This window comes from Stackebrandtia sp. (assembly GCF_035643755.1).
In the GTDB taxonomy this organism is placed as follows: domain Bacteria; phylum Actinomycetota; class Actinomycetes; order Mycobacteriales; family Micromonosporaceae; genus Stackebrandtia.
Map to the genome: position 1 here is coordinate 1 of NZ_DASQPW010000067.1, position 3637 is coordinate 3637.

General features: G+C 65.7%; 5 protein-coding genes and 1 pseudogene. 5 read left to right on the top strand and 1 reads right to left on the bottom strand.

The features are described 5' to 3' along the window. The 4 genes and pseudogenes from VE172_RS04880 to VE172_RS25660 all read left to right on the top strand — a co-directional run. Positions 1–389, top strand: a pseudogene (locus VE172_RS04880) (TetR/AcrR family transcriptional regulator); the annotation flags it as partial. A gap of 63 nt (positions 390–452) precedes the next feature. After that, positions 453–584 carry a hypothetical protein gene (locus VE172_RS25375; RefSeq protein ID WP_349258260.1) on the top strand — a complete coding sequence of 44 codons (132 nt, stop codon included), beginning with the start codon at positions 453–455 and terminating at the stop codon, positions 582–584. After that, positions 581–715, top strand: coding sequence for a hypothetical protein (locus VE172_RS04885; protein ID WP_324797979.1), 135 nt, complete (start codon positions 581–583; stop codon positions 713–715). Before VE172_RS25375 ends, VE172_RS04885 begins: the two co-directional genes overlap by 4 nt. A gap of 306 nt (positions 716–1021) precedes the next feature. Then, positions 1022–1498, top strand: coding sequence for a GNAT family N-acetyltransferase (locus tag VE172_RS25660; RefSeq protein ID WP_414715065.1), 477 nt, complete (start codon positions 1022–1024; stop codon positions 1496–1498). A gap of 101 nt (positions 1499–1599) precedes the next feature. On the opposite strand, the gene VE172_RS04895 is transcribed toward VE172_RS25660, so the two are convergent. Further along, positions 1600–2346, bottom strand: coding sequence for an alpha/beta fold hydrolase (locus tag VE172_RS04895; protein ID WP_324797984.1), 747 nt, complete (start codon positions 2344–2346; stop codon positions 1600–1602). A gap of 173 nt (positions 2347–2519) precedes the next feature. Here VE172_RS04895 and VE172_RS04900 point away from each other — a divergent pair, with 173 nt between their 5' ends. Beyond that, complete coding sequence (locus VE172_RS04900) at positions 2520–3491, top strand: GlxA family transcriptional regulator (RefSeq protein WP_324797986.1); 972 nt, start codon at positions 2520–2522, stop codon at positions 3489–3491. Positions 3492–3637: the final 146 nt, after the last annotated feature.

Here is a 3637-nt window from a genome sequence, read left to right on the forward strand (position 1 = left end):
TCGTTGCCGAGCAGGACGACCCTCGCGAGAAGATCCTCGCCGTGTTCGACAGCCAAGCCAGCGTGTTCCGGGAACCCGGCTTCAAGGGATGCGCTTTTGTCGCGGCAAGCAGTGAAGCCCCTCCCGGCGGGGTCATCGAAACCGACGCCACCGAGTACCGCACCTGGAGGCGCAACCTGTTCACCGACCTCGCACGCCAAGCCGGAGCAGCCGACCCCGACCAGCTCGGCCAGCAACTCAACGTCCTCTACGACGGAGCAGAGCTGAACGCCCACATGGACCACAACCCCGACATCGCCGACGTAACCCGCAATGTCGTAGCGGTTCTCCTCGAAGCCAAGATCCCGAACCAAGAGGCGCCTTCGGGCGGGGCATCAGGGCCCGAATAGGTCACTTCTAGGACTGCGAGAAAGGGCCTTGGCAGACATGTTGCGCGCCGCGATGACTTTCAGATCGTCCTGGAGGTTGCGCGGCGTGGCCGCCTCATCGAGGCCGCACGCGTCCTCAAGATCAACCACACCACCGTCGGTCGGCATGTGTCGCAGCTCGAACGCTCGGTGCCAAAGGAAGGTCGTAGCACATGACGAAGACCGCGCATATCGAAGGCGTCGACACGCTGGTCGACTCCATCACGGAGGAGGAAGCGCTGACCCGCACCTGCGCCCAGGATGTCTACGGCAGCGGCATCGCCGGCCTGCGAAAGCTGTTCGCCTGACCCTAATGCTCAGGACAGCGGGGCTCTCATCAGTCCGCAGCCCTGTCCGGCCCGATTCGATCAGCACGACGGTGTCGTCGAACCAGGCGTCCGCGTAGCGCTGCATGGAGGACGCCTCGTCTTCGCGATAGCCGATGGCGGAAGTGTGTGAGCGCCCGCGTTATGAGTTCGTCGGTGTGGCCGAGGGCGTCTGGCGAGGGTGCCGCCCACGTCGAGGCAGAAGCCAGGGATCGCGTCTTCGCCCACGCGCTGCTCCACCTCCCGAACCGATCCGCGGTCGGGCACCTGCGAGAAGAAGGGACGACTATGGAAGGCCTTCTCACCCGGTCGCTCACCGAAGCGGACCGAGACCTCCTCGCCGCCCTGGCTTCACGAGTGTCTCCTCAATCGATGATCAGCAGATTCCATGGGGCCGCCGGTAGCCCCACCCCGTCACTGCTTGATCGGCTGCTGGATCTCGCACCAGGTCAACGTGAGGCCCTGATCGCACTCGACGACCAGGTAGTCGTCGCCGTTGTTCGGTATGCCCGCGACACACAGGAGGGTGATACAGCCGAGGTAGCCGCTCTCGTCGCCGATGAGTGGCAGCACCACGGTGTCGGACTCGAGTTGATGCGCCAGCTTGCAAGTCGAGCCCGAGCCGCCGGGATCAGCCGGTTCCGTGGCGACATGCTCAGCGACAACGCCGGAGCGCAGCGCCTTATGACGGCGCTCGGTCAGGCGGTGAGCAGCCGGAGGGCCGACGGTCACACCGTCATGATCATCGATCTTGCGCCCTCGTAGCGATTCCGAGGCTGCCGACCGTTCGCCGGTGGCGACTCCCGCCGACTGCGCACGGTGAGTGTCGTCGGACCAAGCCGACCGGGATGGCTGGCGACCCTCGGTCACACTCGCGCGACGGTGCTCCTTATGAGCTCAGCCAGCTGCGGAGCGTGCGTGGCGAGCATGCCGTGGTCGGCGCCATCCAGAGGTACGGCCTCGCCGTGCTTGACCGTGGCCGCCAGTCGCTGTGCGATCAGCTCAGAGACGGCGGGGCTGCTGGTGCCATACGCGATAGCGACCGGTGCCGACAGCGCGGCCAGCGTCTCGCGGATGTATCTCTCGCGGAAAGCAGCTTCCACATCGCGTACATTGACCGGGGTCTGGCCCCGCAGGAAGCCTTGCACTTGATCAGGCATGCGGGTGAAGGCCCCGGGTCCGAACCAGAAATCGATCATCATGCCGATCGCGTCTGTTTCGCCTGCCTTGGCATTCCGCACGTAGGAGTCGAACGCGGTTTTGGCATCCGCATACGCGGTCTCTTCGCCCAGCGCTGCCAAGGTCTCGAGCGCAACGGGCTCGACCAGCACCAATGCCGCGACAGGCACGTGGTTGGCAAGCGCGATCTGCAGGGCGACGTTGCCGCCATAAGAGTGGCCACCCAGGACGATACCGTCCGGCTGGGGCCCCAGGTCATCGACGATGGCTGCCGCCATCGCAGCCGTCTCGCGATCGCGTGGCGGATACGTCTGGTTGTGGTCCGGCAAACTCGGCGTGATCGCCGTGACGTCTTCACCCAGCGCCTTGATCACCCCCTTCCATGCGCTGGGCTTGCCTGGGGAGCCATGAATCAGGACAATCGGTCGGTTCATCTGTGTGCTCCTAATCGAAAGGCGATTTCGGGTGGACATGACGTGGCCGCGCGAGGGTCGCCCGGGTGCCTTCGGCGGTGGCGTCCCGCTGTGGAAGCCGCCGTGCTGCACGTTACGGCGCTCGGGAGCGGATCGCTATTGGCAATACTGACAACTTTGATACGGTTCTCGCCATGCGATGCGAGGTAATAGCACTGGACGGGATCTTCGACACCGGCTTGTCCACAGTGCTCGATGTGTTCACCACCGCCAACGAGCTGATCGGCCTGTTTGATCTCGGCATCCCGCCGTTCGACGTGTCCGTGGTGGGTGTTCGTCGACGGGTTCGCACTGCCCAAGGCCTGTCCGTGCCACTGACCATCCGGACGGCCGGCGCACCGGCGGACTGGGTGGTGGTCCCGGCGCTCGGGTTCAGGACGCCAGAGGCCCTCGAGCCGGTCTTGGCGCGCCCCGACGTCCGGGCCGCGAGCGCCCTGCTCCGCGAGCACGCAAACCGACCCAACACACGCATCGCGGCAGCGTGCATCGGTACGTTCGTGCTGGCTGAGTCTGGTCTGCTCACCGATCAGAACGCCACGACTACCTGGTGGCTGGGGTCCCTGTTCCGGCAACGCTACCCGAGGGTTCGCCTCAACGAGTCACACATGATCGTCGCGTCCGGTCGGTTCGTCACGGCCGGCGCCGCACTGAGCCATGTCGACCTGGCCATGTGGCTTGTACGCCAGGTCAGCCCCGAGCTCGCCTCGCTCGTTGCCCGCTACCTGATCGTGGATACCCGCCCCGCCCAGTCGGCATACGTGGTCATGGACCACCTCGCCCACGCCGACCCCCTGGTCGAACGCTTCGAGCATTGGGCCCGCGACCACCTGGGCGACGGATTCTCCCTGGACCAGGCCGCCCGGGCCACCGGCACGACCAAGCGCACATTGGCCCGCCGCCTCCATAAGGTGCTCGGCAAGAGCCCGCTGTCCTACGTTCAGGACCTCCGCGTCGAGCGGGCCGTACACCTGCTGCGCACCAGCGACCGGACCCTCGACGAGATCGCCTCACTGGTCGGCTACGCCGATAGCGTCACATTGCGGACCCTCCTCCGCCGACGCCTCGGCCGTGGCGTCCGCGAAATCCGCGAGCATTCGCCGGCTTGATACTGCGGGTCCGTTAGAGAGCCTGGGACGCGCACACCGTGGGAAGGGGCCAGGGGGCGGGTGCGCACGCGATCGGACCTTCTAGGCGCTTGAAGAGATCTCATCGACAAAATGTTGTCGATGCTTCATATCCGCAGGCGATGCCG

What these genes read in the sequence shown, in the direction of transcription:
- VE172_RS04895 (WP_324797984.1), bottom strand. Translation starts at nt 2,346, where the DNA reads ATGAACCGACCGATTGTCCTGATTCATGGCTCCCCAGGCAAGCCCAGC.
- VE172_RS04885 (WP_324797979.1), top strand. Translation starts at nt 581, where the DNA reads ATGACGAAGACCGCGCATATCGAAGGCGTCGACACGCTGGTCGACTCC.
- VE172_RS04900 (WP_324797986.1), top strand. Translation starts at nt 2,520, where the DNA reads ATGCGATGCGAGGTAATAGCACTGGACGGGATCTTCGACACCGGCTTG.
- VE172_RS25660 (WP_414715065.1), top strand. Translation starts at nt 1,022, where the DNA reads ATGGAAGGCCTTCTCACCCGGTCGCTCACCGAAGCGGACCGAGACCTC.